The organism is Sphingomonas sp. Leaf37 (assembly GCF_920939475.1).
Classification (GTDB): Bacteria; Pseudomonadota; Alphaproteobacteria; order Sphingomonadales; family Sphingomonadaceae; genus Sphingomonas.
This window is the reverse complement of record NZ_CAKLAX010000003.1, coordinates 803,705-824,760: the sequence shown is the minus strand read 5'-3', so window position 1 is coordinate 824,760 and position 21,056 is coordinate 803,705. Positions and strand designations below refer to the sequence as shown.

The window sequence follows — 21,056 nt, the reverse complement described above, 5'->3', positions numbered from 1 at the left end:
CTAATCCATCCGGGCCCGCATCGCAGCGGCAGCGATCCAAGGTGCGCCGGCCACCAGTAACAGGCTGACCGCGCCCAGCAGCTTGAGGGCTCCTTCCCCCGCAGTGGCATCGAGCGATCCCGCGCCGAAGACGAGCAGCGGGATCGCCAGCGGCAACATGACCAGTCCGGCTACCGCCCCGCCGCCGCGTAATCCCGCGATCAGTGCGGATGTCGCCACGGCAAGTGCCGCGAGTCCGGGCGTGCCGATGGCGAGGCCCAGTTCGATACGCCAGACGGTCGCCGCCGATAGGTCGAACAATCCCGCCGCGACGATCGCGGCCGCCATCAACGGCGGCGCGAATCCGATCCAGTGCGCGGTCGTTTTGGCGAGGCCGATCAGCGCCAGCGGCACGCCTCGCACCGCCAATTGATCGATCACCCCCGCCTCGACATCCGGGCCCACCAGTCGCTCGACCGGCAGCAGCGCCGCGAGCAAAGCCGCCGTCCAGATCACACCGCCGCCGATCCGCGCCAGCAAGGCGGCATCCGGCCCGACCGCGAACGGGAACAGGCACGCGACCAGCAGGAAGAAAGCGACCGGCCAGCCTGCCCCGCCGCCCATCCACGCGCGTCGCAGATCGCGCCCGACGAGGCTGACGAACATCATCAGCCGAGCCTCACCGGCACCGCGCCGGGCAGGTCGACCGGCTGGTGCGTCGCGATGACGACGATACCGCCGGTGGCCCGATGCACCGCCACGGCCGATTCCAGCAGCGCGATCCCGGCACTATCGAGCCCGTTGCCAGGTTCGTCGAGCAGCCAGATCGCCGCCCGCGTGCCGATAACGCGGGCCAGCCCCGCCCGCCGCCGCTGTCCGGTAGACAGGACCCGCACCGGCACCTCGCCCAGTCCAGCCAGCCCTGTCGCAGCGAGAGCCGCCGCGGCGCGATCGTCGATCCAGAAGGCGAGTGCGCGCATCAACGATACTTCCGGATCGAGCGCATGCGCCTCGGCCAGCAGCGCCACGTCGCCATTCCGGTTCACCGTCCCCGCCGCCGGCCGGAGCAGTCCCGCCGCGATCCGCAGCAGGCTGGATTTACCGACTCCATTGGGTCCGGTCACCAGTGCCGCGTCGCCCGGCCCGAGCGACAGACCCAGCCCCTCGAACAACATGCGCCCGCCGCGCGCGCAGGCGACATCGGCGAGGGCCAGTGCGCTCAATCCGCCACAGCGTCTTCCAGCGCGTGCATGTCGTCGTCGGACAGGCCGAAATGATGGCCGATTTCGTGAATGGTCACGTGACGGACCAGATCGTCCAGCCGCACCCCGGTTTCGGCCCACTCGGCGAGGATCGCCTGTCTATACAGATGAATGCGATCGGGCATCGTGCCGGAATCCATCGACGATTTCTCGCCCAACGGCCGCCCGTGATACAGGCCGGTCAGGTCGAGAGGGTGCTCCAGACCCAATGCCGCGAGCGTCTCCGCATCTGCTTCTTCCTCCACCAGCAACAGCACGTCGCCCAGATGCGTGGCGAACGTCGACGGCAGTCGCGCGATCGTGTCGCGGGCGATTCCCTCGATCGCCTCGGCGTCCGGCGCCGGTCCATAAGCATCTTGCCCGTTCATCGCCGCCGCCATACCCCGTCTGCTTGCCCTCCAGCAAGGAACACGCACGCATGATCGAGCCCCTCAGCGAAGCCGAACGCGCCGACGCGCTCGATGGTCTGCCCGAATGGGATTATGACGAGGCGCGCGATGCGATCACCCGCAGTCTCGTGTTCGCCGATTTCGTCGAGGCATTCGGCTTCATGACGCAGGTCGCGCTGATGGCGGAAAAGGCCAATCACCATCCCGAATGGCGCAACGTCTACAACCGCGTCGAAATCCTGCTGACTACCCACGATGCCGGCGGACTGTCGGGCCGCGATATCGAGATGGCGGAGGCGATCGACGCGATAGTCGACGAATAGGTCAGCGCATCGACCGCCGCATCCGCTTGCGCAACACGCCCGGCATCCAGCGCGCTGCGAAGCGGAGGCGATCGGCGGTCTTGCCGACATAGGTGTGGACGGTGTCGCCGTGCACCGCTTTCCACGCCGCCTCTGCCACCGTATCGACGGGCGTCAGTTCGAGGCCGGCACCGGTCACCGCCTCGCGGATCGAACGGTTGGTGCCGCCGGCGACGCCATCGAGCAACGGCGTTTCGATGAAGCTGGGCAGCAGGCAGCGGACCTTGATCCCCTCGCGATACCATTCGCCGTCCAGCGCCTCGCTGAGGCCGCGTACCGCGAATTTCGTCGCGGAATAGGTTGCGAGACCGGAAGACCCGTAGATGCCGGACGCCGACGAGGTGTTGAGCAACACCGATCCCGGGGTCCGCGCCAGATAGGCGTGGCCGATCCGCGCACCGTTCAGCACGCCCGTCAGGTTGATCGCCACCGTCCGGTCGATCGCGTCGAAATCCGCCTCCGCCAGCGGCCCGCCGGTGCCGATCCCGGCATTGTTGAACAAAACGTCGAGCCGGTCGCCGCTGGCCTGCACGAAGGCATTCAGGCTGGCGGTCCACGCATCGCGGTCGCGCACGTCCATGGCATAGGTCTCGACCATCCCGCGCGGCAGCATCGCGGCGGTTTCGGCGAGGCCGGCGGTGTTGACGTCGGCGATCCCGACCCGCCATCCCCGCTCGGCGAACAGTCGCGCGACCGCACGGCCGATGCCCGATCCGCCACCCGTGATGAAGATCGCCTTCACATCGCTCATGCCGTTCCCTCTCCGGTCGGTCCATTCGTTGGACTTTGATCCGGGCATCCCGCATCGTCGCGTCCGATGCCAGCAGAATCGCTCCGTTTCGACGCCGTCACCAAGGCTTACGGCGATACGCTGGCGATAGACCGGGTCGACCTGAGCATCGCGCGAGGTAGCTTCGTCGCACTGGTCGGTGCGTCGGGATCGGGCAAATCGACGCTGCTCAAGACGATCAATCGCCTGATCGAACCCACGTCGGGCCGCGTGCTGCTGGACGGCGCGGATGTCGCGTGCGGCCCCGCCCCGGCGCTGCGGCGGCGCATCGGCTATGTCTTCCAGAGCATTGGCCTGTTCCCGCACATGACCGTCGCCGAGAATATCGGCATCGGCCCACGCATCGCCGGCGAACCGCCCGCCGACGTGGTCGCGCTGCTCGAACTGGTCGACCTGCCCCGCGACCTCGCCGGTCGCATGCCGGATGCGCTGTCGGGCGGACAGCGGCAGCGTGTCGCCATCGCGCGGGCGCTGGCACCGGGGGCGAAACTGCTGCTGCTCGACGAAGCGTTCGGTGCGCTCGATCCAGTGACGCGCGACGCCTTGGGTGGCGAGATACGCGCGCTGCACGATCGGCTGGGGCTGACCACGATCCTCGTCACGCACGACATGGCGGAGGCGTTGCTGCTCGCCGATCGGGTGCTGGTGATGCAGGCGGGGCGGATCGTCGCGGATGCCACCCCTGCCGCATTGCTGAACGGCGGCGGCGGGGACGCCGCACAGGCGCTGGTCGCGGTGCCCCGTCATCAGGCAGAGCGACTGCGGGCCCTGTCGGCATGAGCGCCTTTCTCGACGCGCTCGGCCGGGTGCCGCCGTTACTGGCGCAGCATGTCCTGCTGTCGGCGGCGGCGGTGGTGCTGGGGATCGTTATCAGCCTTCCGCTCGCCATCCTTGCAACACGCCGGCCGCGCGCGGGCAACGTCATCCTCGGGTTCGCCAGTCTGGTGCAGACGGTGCCCAGCCTCGCGCTGCTCGCGCTCTTCTATCCGTTGCTGTTGTGGCTGTCGGCGCTGGTCGGCGGCGGCATACCGGCGCTCGGCTTCCTGCCGTCGCTCATAGCACTGACGCTGTATGCGCTGCTGCCGATCATCCGCAACGGCGTCGCGGGGCTGACCGGGATCGATCCGGCGGTAAGACAGGCGGCACAGGCGGTCGGGATGACGTCGGCCCAGACATTGCGGCTGGTCGAGGCGCCGCTGGTCGCACCCGTGCTGATCGCCGGCATCCGCACCGCGGCGGTGTGGACGATCGGCGCGGCGACGCTGTCGACCACGGTCGGGCAGCCGAGCCTTGGCGACATGATTTTCGCCGGGTTGCAGACGCAGAACTGGGCGCTGGTGCTGGCGGGCTGCTTTGCCGCGGCAGGACTCGCATTGGCCGCCGATGCGCTGATCGGGCTGATCGAGCGCGGCATCGCGCGGCGGCGCCGGCCACTGTGGATCGGCGCAAGCGTCGCGCTGATCGTCGGGCTGCTGCTCGCCACCGCACCGCTGTGGCAGCGCGCGGACGGCACGGTCGTAACCATCGGCGCCAAGAACTTCTCCGAGCAATATATCCTCGCACGGCTAATCGGCGACCGGCTGGAACGCGCCGGCTATACCGTCCGCTATCGCGACGGGCTGGGGTCAGCGGTGATCTACGGCGCGCTGAGCGGCGGCGACGTCGACGTCTATGTCGAATATGCGGGCACCCTGTGGACCGGGCCGATGCGACGGACCGACGTGCCCGATCCGAAGGCGATGGTCGCCGGGATCGGGCGTTGGGCGCAGGCGACCAGCGGCGTGCGGTCGATCGGCTCGCTGGGGTTCGAGAATGCCTATGCCTTTGCGATGCGCGGCGACGATGCGAAGCGGCGGGGGATCGAGAGCCTGGCCGATCTGGTCGATGCGGCGCCGGGGCTGACGCTGGGCAGCGACCTTGAATTCCTCGAACGGCCCGAATGGACGGCGGTGCGCAAGGCCTATCCATTGCGGTTCAAGGCGACGACGCCCTATGCGCCGACCTTCATGTACCGTGCGCTGGCGAGTGGCGGGGCGGACGTGATCTCCGCTTTCTCTTCCGACGGACGGATCGCGGCGGACCGGCTGACGGTATTGAGCGATCCGCGGCATGCGATAGCCAGCTACGATGCGCTGCTGATGGTCGCACCGGCGCGGGCGAAAGACGCGAAGTTCGTTGCGGCGCTGACCCCGCTGGTCGGGCGCATTCCGGTGGGTGCAATGCGCGAGGCGAATTATCAGGTCGATCGCGACGCGGACAAGCGGACGCCGGAACAGGCGGCGGACTGGCTGGCAACGCGGATCGGGCTTTAGAAGATGTGATTCACGCGGAGACGCGGAGAAGAAGAGGGATGCCGCCGCGGCGCAGCCGCTTTCATCACTCGGTCAGAAGGCCTGCGGTGCAGCACGCGGCCCCCGCAGACCTTCTTCTTTCTTCTCTGCGCCTCCGCGCGAACCAACCTTCTTTCCGTCCCTAGAAGAACAGCTTGCGCAGGCTCAACCGGATCGTGCTACCCAGAGGATCGCGATAGTCCGGCTGGTAGGTGATCGGCGTCAGGCCGGCGGCGTCGCGGACCTGCTGGCGGCTGTTAAAGATGTTATCAACCGACAAGGTGACACGCGCACCACGGACCCAGGGATGGGCCTTCACCAGTTCCAGTTGCTGGCCGAGGTCCGCGAACAGGCGCAGGTCGGCGGTCGCCAGCCCTTCGAAGCGCAAGGGCGCCGGGTTGGCCGCGGTGCCGCCGTTGACGCTGGCGCCCGTAGCGTAGTTCGCCGACAGGCGCACGCCGATGCCGTTGTTGGAATAGCCCGCCTGCCCTTCGAATTCATGGCGCGGTTGGCCGTCGCTGGTCGAGGAGCCGATGATGTCGCCGTTGAACGCGTCGAGAACCGGTCCCCCCTCCGCCAGCGTCAACCGGTTGGTCAGGTTCAACGTGTGGTAGAACGCGAACTGGATGCGCCCGCCACCCTGGCCGCCGCGCCCGCCGCCGCCACCGAAACCGCGGCCACCACCGCCGCCGCCGCCGAAGCCCCCGCGCGCACGTCCACCGCCCTCGCCGCCGCCGTTGGCCTGCGCGCCATCGCCGGCCGGGCGGTCACCAGCATTGGGCCGGTCGCCCTGCGGCGGTGCATCGGTGCCGGCCGCATTGGGAGCAGCGCCCGGTGCGCCGCCGCCTCGCTGCCCCGGTCCGCCCTCACCGGGACGTCCATTGGCACCGGGAAAACGTAGTCCGGCGAACGGGTTCGGTCCGGTGCCGGCGCGGAACGCCTCGATCTGCTTCTGGATCTTGGACTTGATCGGCTTGGAGAAGTTGATCCCCCAGCGGATGTTCTCGGTCTCCGATCGCGCGAAATTGACCGATCGCCGATCGACACGGGTCAGGTTGCCGTCCGCGTCGCGGATGAAGCGACCGGGCAGCGCGGCCTCGAACACCGACGTTGCCGACGACAACCCCTGGATCGGATTGCGCACATCCTGCTTGGTGTAATTGGCGGTGAGCGTCAGATCCTTGGCGCTCCACGGTTTCAGGTTGAGTGCGAGGCGGGTGACGCGCCGGTCGCTCGATCGCAGGTCGGGGTTGCCGCCGGTCACCGTCGTCACCGTCACCGTCTGGCCCTGCACGAAGTCGAACACGCGCACGTTCGGCGTGACGACGACCGGATTGCCGAGTTGCGCGGCGCTGGGGGCGATCTCCTGCTGGTTGATCGACCCGATCACCCGCACGCCTTCGATCGGGCCCCAGTTAAGGCCATAGCCATAGGAGGTCAGCGTGCCGTAATCCGACAGCCGGTTGACCGCGGCATTCCCGTTCAGCGACAGATTGCCAAGCCAGCCGAGCACCGCACGGCTGCGGCTGGCGATCGGGAGGTCGACGTTGATGCGGCCGTTGGCGCTGTCGCGCGAGACGTCGCCGGTGGAGGCGAGGCCGCCGCGCACCGAGCGGCTGGTGAAATCGCTGGTGTCGGCACCGACGCGGATCGCGGTCGACACGTCGCCGGCGGGCAGCGAGAACAGTGGACCGTTGGCGAGGGCCTGCACCTCGCCGCTGTTCGAGATCGACCGGGCGCGGTTCGGTACGCCATCGCCGGTACGTTCGGTGTAGGTGTTGCTCTCCGCCCGGTCGAAACCGCCGGTGACGGTCCACAGCCAGCGCGGGCTAAGTCGACCGTTGAGGCTGGTGCCGACGTGGCCGGTGACGTTGTTGTTGCGCTGTTCGAGCGGATCGCGGCTGATCGGAATGCCCGCCGCGTCGAGCGGCAGGCCGAAGCGGCCGACCGACTGCGTCGCGTTGAGTTCGCCGTTGATCGAGGCGGAGACGTCGCCGATCGGTTGCGCGAAGGTGGCGTTGGTGCCGAAGTTGCGGCTGAACGGCTGCAGCGTGCGGAACGGCCGCTGGTCGAAGCTGCTGGTGCCGCCTTCGGTCGTCGCCAACGCGATGTCACGCTCCGATTCGGTCAGCGCCGAACTTTGCCGATAGGTGCTGTGCAGGTTGAAGCGCGATCCGCTGCGGATGGTGAGCAGGTCGAGTTCGCCCTGCGGGCTGTTCTTGCCGCCCTCCGTCGGGATGACATCGGCGAGCTCGACCGTGGTTGAGCGGAAGCGGCGTCGCAGGACGAAGTTCACGACCTTCTGATCGGCGGTATAGCCGTATTTCAGCGCGACCTCTTCGGGCAGGATGTCGACGCGCAGGATCGCCTCGGTCGGGATATCGCGGATTTCCTGGAAGCCGGAGATACGCTTGCCGTCGAGCAGCACCACCGGCGGCCCCCCCGCACCGCTGCGCGTCTGGGGCGCCAGTTCGGTGAGCAGGTCGGAGACGCTGCTGACGCCGTAGCTCCGGATGTCGGCGGGGCTGAGGATCTGTTCGGCGGGAATGTCGCCCACCACCGAACCGGGCGGTCGCCGACCGGTGACGACGATCTCGTTCTCCTCGCCCTCCTCGGCATCGGATTGCGCCGCGGTCGTCTGCGGCACGGAGGGCGACTGTGCGGCGGCGGCGGCAGGCACGGTCGGGTCGGCGGCGACGGCGGCCGGCTGGTCTTGCGGTGCCGTGCCCGTCGCGGGCGCGGCAGTGGGAGCGGTCGTCGTCTGCGCCGGGACGGGGGCCGGGACGGGGGCCGGGACGGGGGCCGGAACCGGGCCGGGCGCGGGCACCTGCTGTGCCGCCGCCATCGCCGGCCAGCTCGCCGCCATCATCATCACCGCCGCCAAACGCATAACTGCCCCTTTATTCGTATCCTGACGGGGCCTCTAAACGGCAATTGTCGCACAATTGTGCCGGAGCGTCGCTGTTCGCCGCTAACGCCCGATCGCGGCAGTTACCGCTTCGACCCGGCGGAGCATGTCCATGAATTGCGCCACCTCGGCCGGATCGAACGCAGCGAAGATGCGGTCTTCGAGATCGAGCGCCTTGGGCGAGACGGCGGCGTACAGGTCGCGGCCGGCGTCGGTCAGTTCGAGCAAGTGCGAGCGGCGATCCTCGGGATTCGCCTGCCGCACGAGCAGGCCACGATCGACCAGCGCAATGGCGGCACGCGATACCGTCACCTTGTCCATCAGCGTCCTGGCACCGATCGCCTGCTGGGTGATGCCGCCGGTTTCGGCGATTACCGCGATCAGCCGCCATTCCGGAATGGTCAGGCCGAACAGCGACTCATATGCTCGCGCGATCGAATCGCTGACGAGGTTCGACGTGATCGACAGGCGATACGGGATGAAATCATCCAGGACGAGGCGCTTGGCAGCCATGGTGACTTCGTATCAGTTGACACCAGTTTAGCAATGACGCACATGATTGGTAACGAATGATACCAATCGGAGCAGCGACGATGGAACATATGGACGTCAACCCGATGGGCCTCGACGGGTTCGAATTCTGCGAATTCACCTCTCCCGATCCCGACGCGCTCGCCGCGCAGTTCGAGGCACTGGGCTTCGTTGTCGCCGCGACCCATCCGACGAAAGCGCTGACCCGCTACAAACAGGGCAGGATCAACCTGTTGCTCAACCGCGAGGAGAGCGGCCACGCTGCCGATTTCCGCGCGGCGCACGGCCCGTCGGCCAGCGCGATGGCGTTCCGCGTGCAGGATGCGCAGGCAGCCTATGATGCGGCGATCGAACGCGGCGCGAAGCCGGCACCGGCAGGGGCCGCGCTGGACGGGATTCCGGCGCTGGAGGGGATCGGCGGTTCGCTGCTGTATCTGGTCGACCGGCATGGCGCGGCGGGCAGCGTGTATGACGACTGGACCCAGATGCCGGGCGCGGCCGAGGCAGAGGCCGCCAACAGCGTCGGCCTCGACCTGCTCGACCACCTCACCCACAACGTGCGCCGTGGCCAGATGCGGACATGGTCGACATTCTACGGCCAGATCTTCGGCTTCGAAGAGCAGAAGTATTTCGACATCAAGGGCAAGGCGACCGGCCTGTTCAGCCAGGCGATGATCGCCCCCGACCGCGCGATCCGCATCCCGCTGAACGAGAGTCAGGACGACCACAGCCAGATCGAGGAGTTCATCCGCGATTACAACGGCGAAGGCATCCAGCACCTCGCGCTGACCACCGACGACATCTACACCACCGTCGAGAAGCTGCGCTCGCGTGGCGTCAAGTTGCAGGACACGATCGAGACCTATTACGAACTGGTCGACAAGCGCGTGCCGAACCACGGTGAAAATCTGGAACGCCTGCGTGCCAACCGCATCCTGATCGACGGCAACGTCGGCGAGGAAGGACTGTTGTTGCAGATCTTTACCGAGAAGATGGTCGGACCGATCTTCTTCGAGATCATTCAGCGCAAGGGCAACGAGGGCTTCGGCAACGGCAATTTTCAGGCGCTGTATGAAAGCATTGAACTCGACCAAATCCGTCGCGGCGTGATCACCGTCGACGCCTAAATTCCTCCGTCATCCCGGACTTGTTCCGGGATCCACTCCGCGGCAACGTGAGAAGCAAGAGGCTCAAAGGCCTTCCGCTGCGGATGGGTGGACCTCGGAACAAGTCCGGGGTGACGGCGAGTTTGCGGCAAGGGGTGGTGGAACAGGAGAGGACGCCAGAACAATGACAACCCACCACCCCGACAGCGACTACATCCCCGGCTTCGGCAACCACGTCTCGACGGAGGCCGTCCCCGGCGCGCTCCCGATCGGCCGCAATTCGCCGCAGCGCCCTGCCTTCGGCCTCTACGCCGAACAACTCAGCGGCACCGCCTTCACCGCGCCGCGCCATGAGAACCGCCGCTCGTGGCTCTACCGGATGCGCCCGACCGCCGAGCATCCACCCTACCTCCGCTACGAGGGCGCAAAGCGCTTCGCCCCCGGCACCACCGACGCGCCGCTAGCCCCCAACCGCCTCCGCTGGGACCCGATAGCCGACGCCGCCCCTGGCACCGATCTGATCGACGGCATGACGACGATGCTCGCCAACCGCGATCCCGCCGATCTGGAGGGAGTGGCGCTGCACGTCTACGCCGCCAGCGCGGACATGACGGACCGCGTCTTCACCGATGCGGACGGCGAATTGCTGTTCGTACCGCAGGCAGGTCGACTGGAACTGCTCACCGAACTCGGTCGGATCGTGGTCGCACCCGGCCAAATCGCGCTGATCCCACGCGGCGTCCGCTTCCGCGCGCTGCTGCCGGACGGCGCGGCGAGGGGCTATGTCTGCGAAAACCACGGCAGTCTGTTCCGCCTGCCCGATCTCGGCCCGATCGGCGCCAACGGCCTTGCCAACCCGCGCGATTTCGAAACGCCGGTCGCGTGGTTCGAGGATCGCGACGACACGACGCAGGTGATCCAGAAGTTCATGGGATCGCTGTGGATGACGACGCTCGATCACAGCCCGCTTGACGTCGTCGCCTGGCACGGCAACCTCGCGCCGTGGCGCTACGACCTGTCTCGCTTCAACACGATCAACACGGTCAGCTTCGACCATCCCGATCCGTCGATCTTCACGCTGCTGACCTCGCCCTCCGACGTGCCCGGCCGCGCCAACGCCGATTTCGTGATCTTCCCGCCGCGCTGGATGGTGGCGGAGGGCACGTTCCGCCCGCCCTGGTTCCACCGCAACATCATGTCCGAGGCGATGGGCCTGATCACCGGCGCGTACGACGCCAAGGCGGAGGGGTTCGCCCCCGGCGGCATCTCGCTGCACAATCTGATGGCGGGCCACGGCCCCGACCTTGCCAGCTGGCAGGGTGCATCCGCGGCGGACCTGAAGCCGCACAAGATCGAGGGCACGATGGCGTTCATGCTGGAAAGCTGCTGGCCGTACAAACCGACGTCTTATGCACTGGAGCATAGCCAGCTAGATTACGACGCGGTCTGGGCGGACTTCCCGAAGGCGAAACTGCCATGATCCTGCACGGCTATTGGCGCTCGGGCGCGGCCTATCGCGTCCGCATCGCGCTGGCGCTGAAGGGGCTGGCGTACGAACAGGTCAACCACGACCTGCGCACCGGCGGGCAGGCCGCGCCCGACTATGCCGCGCTCAACCCGCAGCGGCTGGTGCCGGCGCTGGAGGTCGACGGACTGATCATCACCCAGAGCGTCGCGATCCTCGAATGGCTGGACGAGCGTTTCCCCGAGCCAGCGCTGCTGCCTGCCCATGCGGACGGTCGCGCGATCGTGCGGAGCATGGTGCAGACGATCGTCACCGACGTGCATCCCCTGCATAATCTGCGCACGCTGAAGGCGCTGCGGCAGGATTTCGGCGCATCGGAGGATCAGGTAAACGCGTGGATGGCGCGCTGGATGACCGCCGGGTTCGCCGCGCTGGAAACGCTGATCATGCGGCATGGCGGCGACTTCGCCTATGGCACGACGCCCACATTGGCGGATTGCGTCGTCGTGCCGGCGCTGTATTCGGCGGAGCGGTTCGGCGTGGATACAATGCCCTACCCGCATCTCGTCGCCGCGGCGAGACGCGCCGCCGCGCTCGCCGAGGCCGCGCATCCGAGCCGCCAGCCCGACGCGGACGCATGAGCGCCGACGCATGACCGAACGCCTCACCGCGACCCCGGCGGGCGTCGCGCTCGCGCCGCTGGCGGACATCGGCGACGGCAAGGCGCGCAATTTCGTCCTGCAGATGCGCGCCGGTCGGTTCCATGGTTTCGTGGTGCGCCGCGGCGATACGGCGGTCGGCTATGTCGATCGCTGCCCGCACGCGGGCGTGCCGTTGGCGCAGCAGCTCGACGACTATCTGACGCCGTCGGGCGAGATGATCGCGTGCAGCTGGCATGGCGCCTTGTTCACGCTGGACGAGGGATTGTGCGTCGGCGGGCCATGTATCGGCCAGCGTCTGACGCCATGGCCGGTCGTCGTCGCGGACGGGATCGTCACGACCGCCTGACGTGCTACACTGTCTCTCTTTGGACGGGAGGCACGGATGCAGAGCGGCACACGCTGGATGCTTGGAACGGTGTTCGGCAGCGCCGCGCTGACCGCCGCCGGCGGGCTGGGCCTGTCCTTTTATTCCGACCGTATCGCGCGCGAGGCGGAGCGGCTGGTGCCGCAGGACGGCCGCCATATCCAGGTAGAAGGTGCGCGGCTGCATTATGTCGATCAGGGCAGCGGCCCGGCGATCGTGATGATCCATGGGCTGAGCGGCCAGCTGCGCAACTTCAGCTATGCGATGCTGGAGCCGCTCGCCGCCGATCACCGCGTCATTCTGGTCGACCGACCGGGATCGGGCTATTCCACCGCGGACGACGACGGCGAACCGACGATTCCCGAACAGGCGGCGATCATCGGCCGGTTCATCGATACGCTGGGCCTCGATCGCCCGCTGCTCGTCGGCCATTCGCTCGGCGGTGCGGTGGCGCTGGCCCTGGCGCTCGACCGGCCGGAGCTGGTGCGTGGCCTTGCCCTGATCGCACCGCTGACGCAGGCGCAGGACGACGTGCCGGATGCATTCAGGGGGCTCGCCACGATCCCGCCCTCGCTGCGCCGGCTGATGGCGCAGACGCTCGGCACACCGATGAGCCGGCTGACCGCCGATCGCGTGCTGCAAGCCGTCTTCGCGCCCGAAACGCCGCCGGCCGATTTCATTACCCGCGGCGGAGGTGCATTGAGCCAGAGGCCCGCCAACATCGCGGCGGCATCGGCCGATCTCCACTCCGGCGGCACCGACGTCGCGGCCATCGCCGCACGCTATCCGACACTGACGGTGCCGACCGCCATCCTGTTCGGCCGCGACGACGCGATCCTCGACCCGGCGTTGCACGGTCATCGCACCGCCGGGCAGATCCCGGACGCGCGGCTCGAAGTAATCGATGGCGGCCACATGATCCCGATCACCGCACCGGGGGCATGTGTTCGCTTCGTCACCGAAGCAGCGGAACGATACGGCTATACCGGCCGCAATCCGTCGGCATAGCGGCGCGCGTTGGCGACATAGGTCGCGGTCGACACGCGCAGCCCGGCGATTTCGGTGTCGGTCAGCGGCCGTAGCACGCGCGCCGGACTGCCGACGATCAGCGACCCGGCGGGGAACGCCTTTCCCTCGGTCACCAGCGCGTTCGCCCCGACGATCGAATCGGCGCCGATCACCGCGCGATTGAGCAACGTCGCGCCCATGCCGATCAGGCTGTTGTCGCCGACCGTGGCGCCATGGACGATCGCATGGTGGCCGATCGTGACGCCGCGGCCGATCGTCGTGGGCACGCCGGGGTCGGCGTGGACCATCGCCCCGTCCTGTACGTTGCTCTCCGCGCCGATGCGGATCGGATCGTTGTCGCCGCGCACGACCGCGCCGAACCAGATCGACACGCGATCACCCAATGTGACGTCGCCGATGACGTGCGCGCCGGGGGCGACATACACGTCCGCCCCGATCGCCGGCTCGACATCGCCCAGTCCGTAGCACGTCATGTCCCTCTCCTTCGTTACGACCAGCGATGAACGACGGTCCGAACGGCAAGTCGAGACCGGCCGCCGGATCAGTGAAATAATTCGTCCGATATCGACATGCTTTACCGGTCCTTCACCATTGTCTGTCCAATACGGACGCAGATGCCGCCATGTCGATAACCCGAGTTCCCGGGTCGCCAACGTCGTGCCGGCTCGTCCCGCTCAATCGATCGAAGGACATGCCGATGTTTTCCTGGTTCAAGAAGAACGCGCCGATCCGCACCAAGTTCAAGACGCTCCTTCTCCTCCACAGCACGATCGCGGGCGGCGGGGTGGTGACCACGTTCCTCGCGGCGCAGGCCATGCCGGCCGAGGCGACTATCTATATGGGGATCTCGGCTGCGCTGTTCGCGACCACGGTCGTCACGGTCCTGCTCAGCGGCAAGATGATCAGCGATCCCTACGTCACCACCGTCGTCCGCATGGAAGCGCTCGCGGCGGGCGATCTGGATGCGCCGATCCAGTTCACCGACTATCGCGACTGCGTGGGCCGGATGACCCGGGCGATGGAGGTGTTCAAGCAGAACGCCGAGACGGTGCAACACGCCGGGGCCGCGCAGCAGGTCGTGGTGTCCGCGCTGGGCGAGGGACTGACCCGGCTGGCGTCCAGCGACCTCAGCTACCGGATCGACCAGGCCTTCCCCGCCGATTACGAGCGCCTCCGCGCCGATTACAACCGCGCGCTGGACGCCGTCGCCGACACGATGACCGCGGTGACCGAAGCGACCAGCGGGATCAGCAACGGCGCGATCGACATCCGCAAGGCGTCGGACGACCTGTCGCAGCGGACCGAGCAACAGGCCGCCAGCCTGGAAGAGACCGCGGCGGCGATGGACGAGATCACCTCGACCGTGCGTCAGACCGCAGCCGGCGCGAACCGTGCCAACGGCGTCGTCGAGGAAGCGCGCGTCGAGGCCGAGCAGTCGGGTGAGGTGGTGCGCCGCGCGGTCGACGCGATGAGCGGCATCGAACGCTCGTCGAACGAGATCTCCGAAATCATCTCGGTCATCGACGGCATCGCCTTCCAGACCAATCTGCTGGCGCTCAACGCCGGCGTCGAGGCGGCACGCGCCGGCGATGCCGGACGCGGATTCGCCGTCGTCGCATCCGAAGTGCGTGCGCTCGCCCAGCGCTCCGCCGAGGCCGCAAAGGACGTCAAGACCCGCATCATGGCATCGTCCGAACAGGTCGACGCCGGCGTCGAGCTGGTCAGCGAGACGGGGAAGGCCTTGCAGCGCATCATCGGCCGCATCGCCGAAATCAGCACGCTGGTGTCGCAGATCGCCACCGCCGCCGACCAGCAGGCCAATGGGCTGCAACAGGTCAACACCGCGGTCAGCGAGATGGACGGCGTGACGCAGCAGAACGCCGCGATGGTCGAAGAGGCCACCGCCGCCGCCCGCAGCCTGTCGACGGAAGCGGACGAACTCGCCCGCCATGTCGCCCGCTTCAAGATCGAGAACGGTACGTCGCATGCGGCGAACGGTAACGGAGCGTCGAACCAGCCGGTGCATCGCCTGCAACAGCGTGCCGCGGATGCGGGCCGTCGTCTGGCCGCGCAGTCGCGCGGTGGTCGATCCGCCGCCGTGGCCGTTGCCGCGGACGACTGGTCCGAATTCTGATCCCCCCGGGAAGGTCGCACACCATGGCTGCTCATCCGCTCCCCGCCACGCTCGATACGTCTGCCGCCACCGCGCTGCGTGACACGCTCTCCGCATCGATCGACCGTGGCGAGCCCCTGCACCTCGACGGTAACGAGGTCGCGCGGATCGGGCAGGCCTGCCTTCAGGTCCTGGCCAGCGCCCGCCTCACCGCCATCGCGCGCGGCGTCGGCTTTCGACTCGATAACCCGAGCGACGCCCTCGCCCGCATGATCACCCTCGCCCGGCTCGACGCCGTGCGCGATCCGGTCGTCTGAAAGGACGCATGATGAATCTCGACGAGATACAGCAGATATTCTTCCAGGAATGCGACGAAGGCCTCGCGATGATGGAGGCGAGCTTCGCCCTCGTCCGGCAGGGCGACTACGATCACGAGACGATCAACACGATCTTTCGCGCCGTGCATTCGATCAAGGGCGGCGCGGGAGCGTTCGGGCATGAACGGTTGCAGGCGTTCACCCATGAATACGAAACGCTGCTCGATCTGGTCCGCAACGCCACGCTGTCGCTGACGCCCGACCTGCTCGGCACGATCGTCAGCGCGTTCGACATGCTGGCCGATCATGTCGCCGCGGCACGTGATGGCGGCGATGCGCCGGTCGACACCGCGATGCTGGCCCGTCTGGTCGCGGCGGCTACGCCGACGACGGTGGTCGATGTCGTGCCGTCCACGCCTCCGCTCGACGATTTCGACGACCTGTTCGCGCTCTGCGAAGCGCCGGCCGCGACGCCCGCCGGTGTGGGCGAGTGGCGGGTGACCTTCGTCCCCGGTATCGATGCGCTGGAAAACGGCGGCGATCCGCTGCTGCTGCTGCGCGAACTGGGGATGCTCGACGGCGAGACGGTCTCGGTCGATGTATCGCGCCTGCCGCTGCTCGACGACCTTCGGCCCGATCGTTCGTATCTCGGTTGGACGGTGATCGTCCCGGCTGAGGCCGCAGAGGACGATATCCGCGCGATCTTCGAATTCATGGGTGCATGCGAACTCACCCTGACCCGCGCCGATGTCGCCGCGCCGGTCGAAGACACCGCAACCGATCTCGATGACGGAGACGAGCCGACGGTCGAACCGGCGATCGCGCCACCGGCAGGGATCACGCCGGTCGCGACGATCGTACCGATCGCCGATGCCGCCGCGTCGCGTTCCGCCGTACCGCCCCCGGCACAGACGATCCGCGTCGACCTCGACAAGCTGGACCGGCTCGTGAACCTGGTTGGCGAGCTGGTCATCACCCAGGCGATGCTCGCGCAGCGCCTGTCGGAACATGCGATGGGCGGGATCAGCGAGCTGACCGACCTCGATCACCTGACCCGCGAGTTGCAGGAATCGACGATGGCGATCCGCGCACAGCCGATGAAGACGGTGTTCAGCCGCGTGCCGCGGATCATCCGCGAACTGGAGCTGGAAACCGGCAAACGGGTCCGCCTGGATATCGTCGGCGAGATGACGGAGGTCGACAAGACCGTCGTCGAACGGATCGGCGAACCGCTCACCCACCTGATCCGCAACGCCGTCGATCACGGCCTCGAAACACCCGCCGACCGCCTCGCCGCCGGCAAGTCCGAAGAGGGTGTGGTCACCCTGTCCGCCGCGCATCATTCCGGACGGATCGTCATCACCGTCGCCGATGACGGACGTGGCATCGACCGTACGCGTGTCCGCGGCAAGGCGGTGGAGCGTGGCATCATCGCTGCCGATGCGGTGCTGAGCGACGAGGATATCGACAATTTGATCTTCGCACCGGGCTTCTCGACCGCGGCGACCGTGTCCAACATTTCCGGCCGGGGCGTCGGCATGGATGTGGTGCGCAAGAACGTCCAGGCATTGGGCGGGCGGATCGGGATCAATTCCAGCTTCGGTTCCGGCTCCAGCTTCGCGCTGTCGCTGCCACTGACGCTGGCGGTGCTCGACGGCATGATCGTCACCGTCGGCGACCAGACCTTCGTCATTCCGTTGAGCCACATCGTCGAAAGCCTGCGCCCGACCGATGCGGGCGTGAAGGTGCTCGGTCCGACCGCCTCGCTGCTCGACGTCCGCGGATCGTACGTGCCGGTGCATCGCGTCGCCGAACAGCTCGGCATCCACGGCGCGCAGAGCGATCCCTCGCAGGCGGTGCTGATCGTCGTCGAATCGGATACCGGCCAGGCCGTGCTGATGGTCGACTCGATCCAGGACCAGCGCCAGGTGGTTGTGAAAAGCCTGGAGGCCAATTACGAGGCGATTCCCGGCCTTGCAGGCGCCACCATCCTGGGCGACGGCCGCGTCGCGCTGATCCTCGACGTCGATGCCCTGATCTCGCGCTGGCGACGCGATCCCCGGCTCGTCGCCGCACCGATCGGACTGGCGGCATGAGCGCCGCAGCCCGCACCGGCGACCGGCAAGCCGAATTTCATTTCACGCCCGCCGATCATCAGGCGATCAGCGCCATGGTCTACGAGGAATCGGCGATCCTGCTGCCGCCCGGCAAGATGCAATTGGTCTACGGCCGTCTCGCACCCCGCGTGCGGTCATGCCGCCTGACCAATTTCGCCGACTATATCGCGCTGATCGGCCACGATGCGAAGGAACGCACCGCCGCCCTGAACGCGCTGACCACCAATCACACCAGCTTCTTCCGTGAATCGCACCATTTCGACCATTTCATGGAACATGCCTGGCCCGCGCTGGAACAGCGCCTGTCCGCGCGCGGCAAGGTGCGGATATGGTCCGCCGCCTGCTCGAGCGGCGAGGAGCCCTATTCGCTGCTGATGGCGATGTTCGGCAAGGAGCGCGGCACCGGCCAGCGCCTGTCGCGCACCGATCTGCGCATCCTCGCCACCGACCTGTCGACCGAGATCCTGGCTGCCGCCGCCGCCGGCCGCTACGCGCTGGATACCGCCGCGGGCGTTCCGCTACCGCTGCGCTCGACGTGGATGACCAAGGTGGACGATCGCGCGGAGGTTCACCCGCTGATCCGCGACCGTGTCAGCTTCCGCATGCTCAACCTGATCGAGCCATGGCCGATCAAGGGCCGGTTCGACGCGATTTTTTGCCGTAACGTCATGATCTATTTCGACGAGCCGACCAAGGAGCGGCTGCAGACCCGGCTCGCCGATCAGCTGGCGCCCGGCGGGTTCCTGTACATCGGTCATTCCGAACGGCTGGCGGCGTCCGTCGCCACACGCTTCACCTGCGTCGGTCGCACGACGTTTCTGAAGAACGACGCGTGAGCATGACCGATCCGGCCACGCCATCGGGCATGCGACGGCCGCGGCCATGCACGCGTGTGCTGATCGTCGACGATTCGCCGACGATGCGTGCGATGGTGTCGCACACGCTGTCGCAGGATCCGGAAATCGAGGTGGTCGGCACCGCCGACGGCCCTGCCTCCGCACGCGACATGATCAAGCAGCTGGCGCCGGACGTCATCACGCTCGACATCGAGATGCCCGGCATGAACGGGCTGGAATTCCTCGACAAGATCATGCGGCTGCGACCGATGCCCGTCGTCATGCTGTCGACGCTGACCGGGCGCGGCGCCGACGCGACGGTCCGCGCGCTCGAACTGGGTGCGTTCGATTGCTACCAGAAGCCGGACCGGGCATTCGGCAGCGATCTGGGCGAAGAACTCACGAGGCTGGTCAAGGCCGCTGCGAACAGCCGCGTCCGACCTCGCTTCGTCGCGGAAACCGGGCAGCCGCCGCAGGGCTACGTCCCCCGTGCCGATGCGATGATCGCGATCGGATCGTCGACCGGCGGCGTCGAGACGCTGATCGAGCTGCTGTCCGGCTTTCCCGCCAACTGCCCGCCGACGGTGATCGTGCAGCATATGCCCGAGGCCTATGTCCCGACCTTCGCCGCGCGGCTCGACCGCCTGTCGGCACCGCACGTCAGCGTCGCCCGGTCGGGCGCACCGCTGCAAGCGGGCCACGTCTATGTCGCGCCGGGGGGCACGCATCATTGCGAAATCACCGGCGGGCCGCTGCGCCGCTGCCGGCTGGTCGTGGACGAAAAGATGAGTGGCCACCGGCCCTCGGTCGATCGCCTGTTCCTGTCGGTCGCACGCTGGGCCGGCGCATCGGCGGTCGGAGCGATCCTGACCGGCATGGGAGCGGATGGCGCGGAAGGACTCAAGATCATGAAAGAAAGGGGAGCGATGACCATCGGCCAGGACGAAGAGAGCTGCGTCGTCTACGGCATGCCCGCCGCCGCACACCGGATCGGGGCAGTGACCGTCCAGCTGCCGCTCGCGCGGATCGCCGCACGGCTGCTGTCGGAATGCCGGGCGTGAGCGCCTTGCCCAGACCGGCCGATGGCCTCGTCCGCATGACGATCATGCAGGGCGAGACCAGGGTATCGGACGATGCCGGAGTCATCATGACGACAGTGCTCGGCAGCTGCATCTCGGCCTGCCTGTACGATCCGGTCGCGAAAGTCGGTGGCCTCAACCACTTCCTGCTGGCGGAGCCCGGCAACGGCGACACCGACGTGCGCTCGCTGCAGCGTTACGGCGTCTATGCGATGGAGGTGCTGATCAACGCCATGATGGCGATGGGCGCGTCGCGCTCCAACCTGAAGGCGCGCATCTATGGCGGCGCGAGCCTGCGCGACGGGTTCCGCGATATCGGCGCGACCAACGCACTGTTCGCCAGGCGCTTCCTGCGTGACGAGCGCATCGCGCTGGTCGGCGAGGATGTCGGCGGGCACGGTGCGCGGCGCGTCGAATTCCGGCCGACGCTGGGCCTCGCCCGGTGCCGCATCGCCGCCGACCGGCCCGCGGAACGCCCCCGCCTCGTCGCGCCTCCGATCCCCGCCGCACAGCTCGGCGATGTGGAGTTCTTCTGATGCAACATTCCCCCAACGAAGGAAAATCCGTGTCCGGTACGATCATGACCGTGGACGATTCGCCCAGCATGCGCATGCTGCTGAAGGCGGCATTGACCGATCTCGGCTACAAGGTGCTGGAGGCCGAGGACGGTGTCCATGCGCTGGAGCGGCTCGACGGGATCGAACCCGACCTGCTGATCACCGACATCAACATGCCCCGGCTCGACGGCTTCGGCCTGATCGAAAAGGTGCGTGCGGAGGATCGCCATCGCAACCTGCCGATCCTGGTGCTGACCACCGAGAGTTCCGACGAGAAGAAGAATCGCGCGCGCTCCGCCGGCGCGACCGGCTGGATCGTCAAGCCCTTCCATCCCGACAAGCTGGCCGCGGCGATCCGCCGCGTCCTGCACTGATCGCCCTTCAGGAGACCTTCCATGTCCCGTCAGCTCATCACCTTCCAGATCGGCGAGCAGGTTCTCGGCGTCGATATCATGGCGATCCGTGAAATCCGCGCCTGGTCGCCCGCGACGCCGCTGCCCAACGTGCCGCCGCATGTCCGCGGCGTCGTCAACCTGCGCGGCGTCGTCCTGCCCGTGCTCGATCTCAGCCACCGCCTCGGCTGGGGCATGACCGATCCGTCGTCGCGTCACGTCATCATCGTGGTCCGCATCGGCGACCAGTTGCAGGGCCTGATCGTCGACGCGGTGAACGACATCGTCACCGTCCCCGCCGACGGCATGCAACCCCTGCCCGACATCGGCGAAACGCCCGCCGCCAACTACCTCGAAGGGCTCGCGACGATCGATCAGCGCCTGATCCTGATCCTGGCGCTCGAACGGCTCACCGACCCGTCGATGCCGCTCGCCGACGCCGCCTGAACGCCGCAGACCCGCCACAGA

The 21,056-nt window shown here is 67.5% G+C and carries 23 protein-coding genes; 16 read left to right on the top strand and 7 right to left on the bottom strand.

The features are described from left to right. Genes LRA87_RS13605 through LRA87_RS13595 form a run of 3 tightly spaced genes read right to left on the bottom strand, consistent with a single transcriptional unit; the run spans position 1 to position 1,609 of the window. The gene (locus LRA87_RS13605) at positions 1-648 is read right to left on the bottom strand and encodes a heme exporter protein CcmB (protein ID WP_230632103.1); all 648 of its coding nucleotides are present in this window, start codon (positions 646-648) and stop codon (positions 1-3) included. Then, complete coding sequence (ccmA, locus tag LRA87_RS13600; RefSeq protein WP_268934863.1) at positions 648-1,202, bottom strand: heme ABC exporter ATP-binding protein CcmA; 555 nt, start codon at positions 1,200-1,202, stop codon at positions 648-650. The genes LRA87_RS13605 and ccmA overlap by 1 nt, the downstream gene beginning before the upstream one ends. Then, positions 1,199-1,609, bottom strand: a complete 411-nt coding sequence (locus tag LRA87_RS13595; RefSeq protein WP_230632101.1) for a metallopeptidase family protein — start codon at positions 1,607-1,609, stop codon at positions 1,199-1,201. Before LRA87_RS13595 ends, ccmA begins: the two co-directional genes overlap by 4 nt. A gap of 50 nt (positions 1,610-1,659) precedes the next feature. Here LRA87_RS13595 and LRA87_RS13590 point away from each other — a divergent pair, with 50 nt between their 5' ends. Beyond that, positions 1,660-1,953 carry a 4a-hydroxytetrahydrobiopterin dehydratase gene (locus LRA87_RS13590; protein WP_230632098.1) on the top strand — a complete coding sequence of 98 codons (294 nt, stop codon included), beginning with the start codon at positions 1,660-1,662 and terminating at the stop codon, positions 1,951-1,953. Between the two features lies 1 nt (position 1,954). Here the strand turns inward: LRA87_RS13590 and LRA87_RS13585 are convergent, their stop codons facing one another. Then, complete coding sequence (locus LRA87_RS13585) at positions 1,955-2,743, bottom strand: SDR family oxidoreductase (RefSeq protein WP_230632095.1); 789 nt, start codon at positions 2,741-2,743, stop codon at positions 1,955-1,957. 66 nt (positions 2,744-2,809) lie between these two features. Here LRA87_RS13585 and LRA87_RS13580 point away from each other — a divergent pair, with 66 nt between their 5' ends. Next, entirely contained in the window at positions 2,810-3,562 is a 753-nt protein-coding gene (locus LRA87_RS13580) for an ATP-binding cassette domain-containing protein (RefSeq protein ID WP_230632092.1), read from the top strand. Further along, complete coding sequence (locus LRA87_RS13575; RefSeq protein ID WP_230632089.1) at positions 3,559-5,094, top strand: ABC transporter permease/substrate-binding protein; 1,536 nt, start codon at positions 3,559-3,561, stop codon at positions 5,092-5,094. The genes LRA87_RS13580 and LRA87_RS13575 overlap by 4 nt, the downstream gene beginning before the upstream one ends. Before the next feature lie 160 nt (positions 5,095-5,254). On the opposite strand, the gene LRA87_RS13570 is transcribed toward LRA87_RS13575, so the two are convergent. Together LRA87_RS13570 and LRA87_RS13565 are read right to left on the bottom strand one after the other, a co-directional pair. After that, positions 5,255-8,002, bottom strand: coding sequence for a TonB-dependent receptor (locus tag LRA87_RS13570; RefSeq protein ID WP_230632086.1), 2,748 nt, complete (start codon positions 8,000-8,002; stop codon positions 5,255-5,257). 81 nt (positions 8,003-8,083) lie between these two features. Beyond that, complete coding sequence (locus tag LRA87_RS13565; RefSeq protein WP_230632083.1) at positions 8,084-8,533, bottom strand: MarR family winged helix-turn-helix transcriptional regulator; 450 nt, start codon at positions 8,531-8,533, stop codon at positions 8,084-8,086. Positions 8,534-8,613: 80 nt separating this feature from the next. Between LRA87_RS13565 and hppD the strand changes: the two genes are divergently transcribed. The 5 genes from hppD (at position 8,614) to LRA87_RS13540 (ending at position 13,156) form a co-directional block, all read left to right on the top strand. Continuing rightward, on the top strand, positions 8,614-9,678 hold the full coding sequence (hppD, locus tag LRA87_RS13560; protein WP_230632081.1) for a 4-hydroxyphenylpyruvate dioxygenase: 1,065 nt from the start codon (positions 8,614-8,616) through the stop codon (positions 9,676-9,678). A 163-nt stretch (positions 9,679-9,841) separates the two neighbouring features. Next, a complete protein-coding gene (gene hmgA, locus LRA87_RS13555; RefSeq protein WP_230632078.1) occupies positions 9,842-11,137 on the top strand; it encodes a homogentisate 1,2-dioxygenase in 1,296 nt (431 codons plus the stop codon). After that, entirely contained in the window at positions 11,134-11,763 is a 630-nt protein-coding gene (gene maiA, locus LRA87_RS13550) for a maleylacetoacetate isomerase (protein ID WP_230632075.1), read from the top strand. The genes hmgA and maiA overlap by 4 nt, the downstream gene beginning before the upstream one ends. A gap of 10 nt (positions 11,764-11,773) precedes the next feature. Beyond that, positions 11,774-12,130, top strand: a complete 357-nt coding sequence (locus tag LRA87_RS13545) for a Rieske (2Fe-2S) protein (RefSeq protein WP_230632073.1) — start codon at positions 11,774-11,776, stop codon at positions 12,128-12,130. 36 nt (positions 12,131-12,166) lie between these two features. After that, the gene (locus LRA87_RS13540) at positions 12,167-13,156 is read left to right on the top strand and encodes an alpha/beta fold hydrolase (RefSeq protein WP_230632069.1); all 990 of its coding nucleotides are present in this window, start codon (positions 12,167-12,169) and stop codon (positions 13,154-13,156) included. On the opposite strand, the gene LRA87_RS13535 is transcribed toward LRA87_RS13540, so the two are convergent. Next, complete coding sequence (locus LRA87_RS13535; protein ID WP_230632065.1) at positions 13,129-13,650, bottom strand: gamma carbonic anhydrase family protein; 522 nt, start codon at positions 13,648-13,650, stop codon at positions 13,129-13,131. The two genes, LRA87_RS13540 and LRA87_RS13535, sit on opposite strands and share 28 nt — an antisense overlap. A 218-nt stretch (positions 13,651-13,868) precedes the next feature. On the opposite strand from LRA87_RS13535, the gene LRA87_RS13530 reads away from it, so the two are divergent. From LRA87_RS13530 to LRA87_RS13495, 8 genes are read left to right on the top strand one after another with little or no spacing between them, the layout of a single operon-like run. Next, entirely contained in the window at positions 13,869-15,311 is a 1,443-nt protein-coding gene (locus tag LRA87_RS13530; RefSeq protein WP_230632064.1) for a methyl-accepting chemotaxis protein, read from the top strand. 23 nt (positions 15,312-15,334) lie between these two features. Next, positions 15,335-15,607 (top strand): STAS domain-containing protein, encoded by a 273-nt coding sequence (locus LRA87_RS13525; RefSeq protein ID WP_230632062.1) that lies wholly within the window; start codon positions 15,335-15,337, stop codon positions 15,605-15,607. An 11-nt stretch (positions 15,608-15,618) separates the two neighbouring features. Further along, positions 15,619-17,703, top strand: a complete 2,085-nt coding sequence (locus LRA87_RS13520) for a chemotaxis protein CheA (RefSeq protein ID WP_230632309.1) — start codon at positions 15,619-15,621, stop codon at positions 17,701-17,703. Beyond that, complete coding sequence (locus LRA87_RS13515) at positions 17,700-18,560, top strand: CheR family methyltransferase (RefSeq protein ID WP_230632060.1); 861 nt, start codon at positions 17,700-17,702, stop codon at positions 18,558-18,560. The genes LRA87_RS13520 and LRA87_RS13515 overlap by 4 nt, the downstream gene beginning before the upstream one ends. Before the next feature lie 2 nt (positions 18,561-18,562). Next, the gene (locus LRA87_RS13510; RefSeq protein ID WP_230632058.1) at positions 18,563-19,621 is read left to right on the top strand and encodes a protein-glutamate methylesterase/protein-glutamine glutaminase; all 1,059 of its coding nucleotides are present in this window, start codon (positions 18,563-18,565) and stop codon (positions 19,619-19,621) included. Between the two features lie 35 nt (positions 19,622-19,656). Next, a complete protein-coding gene (locus LRA87_RS13505; RefSeq protein WP_443024886.1) occupies positions 19,657-20,175 on the top strand; it encodes a chemotaxis protein CheD in 519 nt (172 codons plus the stop codon). 29 nt (positions 20,176-20,204) lie between these two features. Further along, a complete protein-coding gene (locus tag LRA87_RS13500) occupies positions 20,205-20,570 on the top strand; it encodes a response regulator (protein ID WP_230632054.1) in 366 nt (121 codons plus the stop codon). Between the two features lie 21 nt (positions 20,571-20,591). Continuing rightward, positions 20,592-21,035 carry a chemotaxis protein CheW gene (locus tag LRA87_RS13495; protein ID WP_230632052.1) on the top strand — a complete coding sequence of 148 codons (444 nt, stop codon included), beginning with the start codon at positions 20,592-20,594 and terminating at the stop codon, positions 21,033-21,035. Positions 21,036-21,056 lie beyond the last annotated feature (21 nt).

Excerpts from the sequence above, each read along its gene's own strand:
- LRA87_RS13495 (WP_230632052.1), top strand. The coding sequence starts at position 20,592 with ATGTCCCGTCAGCTCATCACCTTCCAGATCGGCGAGCAGGTTCTCGGC.
- LRA87_RS13575 (WP_230632089.1), top strand. The coding sequence starts at position 3,559 with ATGAGCGCCTTTCTCGACGCGCTCGGCCGGGTGCCGCCGTTACTGGCG.
- LRA87_RS13540 (WP_230632069.1), top strand. The coding sequence starts at position 12,167 with ATGCAGAGCGGCACACGCTGGATGCTTGGAACGGTGTTCGGCAGCGCC.
- hppD (WP_230632081.1), top strand. The coding sequence starts at position 8,614 with ATGGAACATATGGACGTCAACCCGATGGGCCTCGACGGGTTCGAATTC.
- LRA87_RS13580 (WP_230632092.1), top strand. The coding sequence starts at position 2,810 with ATGCCAGCAGAATCGCTCCGTTTCGACGCCGTCACCAAGGCTTACGGC.
- LRA87_RS13605 (WP_230632103.1), bottom strand. The coding sequence starts at position 648 with ATGATGTTCGTCAGCCTCGTCGGGCGCGATCTGCGACGCGCGTGGATG.
- LRA87_RS13545 (WP_230632073.1), top strand. The coding sequence starts at position 11,774 with ATGACCGAACGCCTCACCGCGACCCCGGCGGGCGTCGCGCTCGCGCCG.
- LRA87_RS13570 (WP_230632086.1), bottom strand. The coding sequence starts at position 8,002 with ATGCGTTTGGCGGCGGTGATGATGATGGCGGCGAGCTGGCCGGCGATG.
- LRA87_RS13515 (WP_230632060.1), top strand. The coding sequence starts at position 17,700 with ATGAGCGCCGCAGCCCGCACCGGCGACCGGCAAGCCGAATTTCATTTC.
- LRA87_RS13595 (WP_230632101.1), bottom strand. The coding sequence starts at position 1,609 with ATGAACGGGCAAGATGCTTATGGACCGGCGCCGGACGCCGAGGCGATC.
- LRA87_RS13530 (WP_230632064.1), top strand. The coding sequence starts at position 13,869 with ATGCCGATGTTTTCCTGGTTCAAGAAGAACGCGCCGATCCGCACCAAG.
- LRA87_RS13590 (WP_230632098.1), top strand. The coding sequence starts at position 1,660 with ATGATCGAGCCCCTCAGCGAAGCCGAACGCGCCGACGCGCTCGATGGT.
- LRA87_RS13510 (WP_230632058.1), top strand. The coding sequence starts at position 18,563 with ATGACCGATCCGGCCACGCCATCGGGCATGCGACGGCCGCGGCCATGC.
- LRA87_RS13520 (WP_230632309.1), top strand. The coding sequence starts at position 15,619 with ATGAATCTCGACGAGATACAGCAGATATTCTTCCAGGAATGCGACGAA.
- LRA87_RS13505 (WP_443024886.1), top strand. The coding sequence starts at position 19,657 with ATGACGATCATGCAGGGCGAGACCAGGGTATCGGACGATGCCGGAGTC.
- hmgA (WP_230632078.1), top strand. The coding sequence starts at position 9,842 with ATGACAACCCACCACCCCGACAGCGACTACATCCCCGGCTTCGGCAAC.
- maiA (WP_230632075.1), top strand. The coding sequence starts at position 11,134 with ATGATCCTGCACGGCTATTGGCGCTCGGGCGCGGCCTATCGCGTCCGC.
- LRA87_RS13525 (WP_230632062.1), top strand. The coding sequence starts at position 15,335 with ATGGCTGCTCATCCGCTCCCCGCCACGCTCGATACGTCTGCCGCCACC.
- LRA87_RS13585 (WP_230632095.1), bottom strand. The coding sequence starts at position 2,743 with ATGAGCGATGTGAAGGCGATCTTCATCACGGGTGGCGGATCGGGCATC.
- LRA87_RS13535 (WP_230632065.1), bottom strand. The coding sequence starts at position 13,650 with ATGACGTGCTACGGACTGGGCGATGTCGAGCCGGCGATCGGGGCGGAC.
- LRA87_RS13565 (WP_230632083.1), bottom strand. The coding sequence starts at position 8,533 with ATGGCTGCCAAGCGCCTCGTCCTGGATGATTTCATCCCGTATCGCCTG.